We start from the raw sequence: 2,045 nt of genomic DNA on the forward strand, positions 1-2,045 counted from the left end.
GCAACTACTGCTTTACCATTCAACTCATCATTCACTAATACGTTAGCAACGGTAGTTCCTCCATTTAATCCATTTATGTCTGCTCCTTTATCATCAATAGCATCGATAGAAGCAGCAGTAACTGGAATAGTTACGGTTGCATCATCACAATTGTCTGCATTTGATATGTCACAAATTTTATAATCGATTCTGTATGTTCCAGCCGGTGTTCCCTCAGGAATTGAAACAATACCAGTAATTGGATTAACAGTTGGTACCAGAGCACCCGTTGTTTTCGGTGTTGCAGGTGTAACCACTGTGATTTTTACATTCGACACAGTAGCTTGTGCACCGTTCAAAGTATCAGGTGAAGTTGGATTGTTTTTAAGAACATTTCCAGCATTCGTGTTTCCAGCCAATCCATTCGTTGTAGGAATAGCATCATCAACTGCACATATATAGTTATTTAGAACAACTGTAGTTTCATTAGAAATACATGTGTTATCTTTTGTGTTACGAACTGTAAATTTATGGGTACCTGGAGTTAGATTTGAAAAGGTAGTAGTCGATTGATAGTTACCACCATCAACATTATATTCAAAACCTGTACCAGCTGATGTAATTAAAACTGTACCCGTAATAGCACCACACTTAGGCTGAACACTTATTTTAGCAATAGGTGCTGCAGGTGCTGTTGGCTGTGAATTGATTACAACTTCTACAGATTCATTAGAAGAACATCCTAATGAATTTGTAACAGTAAAATTATATTTACCAGCACTTAAACCTGTAATTGTATAATCTGAAGTGTTTCCAGTATAATTCCCGGGAGTTATCGTCCAGTTTCCAGAAGGTAAACCACTCAACTTCACACTTCCTGTAGCAACAGAACATGTTGGTTGAATTGGTGCGCTAGCTACCGGTGCATTTGGAGCCTCATTAATAGTTAATTTAACCGCTGTTCTTGTCAAACTAGAACAAGTTCCGTTTGAAGATTCAGCATAGTATGTTTTTGTTCCAACTCCAACTTGAGTAGGTGCAGTTACAACTGTACCTCCTGTTGCCGCAGTGTACCATGTAATAGTTCCTCCAGTTGCAGTAGCTGTTAATGTTTGGCTAGTACTACCATCAGTACAAACTGTTTGATCAGCTGCTGTTGGTGCATCTGGAGCCTCATTAATAGTTAATTTAACCGCTGTTCTTGTTAAACTAGAACAAGTTCCGTTTGAAGATTCAGCATAATATGTTTTTGTCCCAACTCCAACTTGAGTAGGTGTAGTTACAACTGTACCTCCTGTTGCTGCAGTGTACCATGTAATAGTTCCTCCAGTTGCTGTAGCTGTTAATGTTTGGCTAGCATTACCATTATAACAAACTGTTTGATCAGTTGCTGTTGGTGCATTTGGAGCCGCATTAATAGTTAATTTAACCGCTGTTCTTGTCAAACTAGAACATGTTCCGTTTGAAGATTCAGCATAATATGTTTTAGTTCCAACACCAACTTGCGTAGGTGCAGTTACAACTGTACCTCCTGTTGCTGCAGTGTACCAAGTAATAGTTCCTCCAGTTGCTGTAGCTGTTAATGTTTGGCTAGTACTACCATCAGTACAAACAGTTTGATCAGCTGCTGTTGGTGCATCTGGAGCCGCATTAATAGTTAATTTAACCGCTGTTCTTGTCAAACTAGAACATGTTCCATTTGAAGATTCAGCATAGTATGTTTTAGTTCCAACTCCAACTTGAGTAGGTGCAGTTACAATTGTACCAGCTGTTGCTGCAGTGTACCAAGTAATAGTTCCTCCAGTTGCAGTAGCTGTTAATGTTTGGCTAGTATTACCATTATAACAAACTGTTTGATCAGCTGCTGTTGGTGCATTTGGAGCCGCATTAATAGTTAATTTAACCGCTGTTCTTGTCAAACTAGAACAAGTTCCGTTTGAAGATTCAGCATAGTATGTTTTTGTCCCAACTCCAACTTGAGTAGGTGTAGTTACAACTGTACCTCCTGTTGCTGCAGTGTACCATGTAATAGTTCCTCCAGTTGCAGTAGCTGTTAATGTTTGGCT

Annotated in this window: 1 protein-coding gene; it reads right to left on the reverse strand. The window is 39.1% G+C overall.

Features of this window, described 5'->3' with window-relative positions:
- A partial coding sequence (locus tag HNP99_RS17555; RefSeq protein WP_173854753.1) for an Ig-like domain-containing protein occupies positions 1-2,045 on the reverse strand: 2,045 nt, incomplete at both ends.

The organism is Flavobacterium gelidicaeli, assembly GCF_013294005.1.
Classification (GTDB): Bacteria; Bacteroidota; Bacteroidia; order Flavobacteriales; family Flavobacteriaceae; genus Flavobacterium.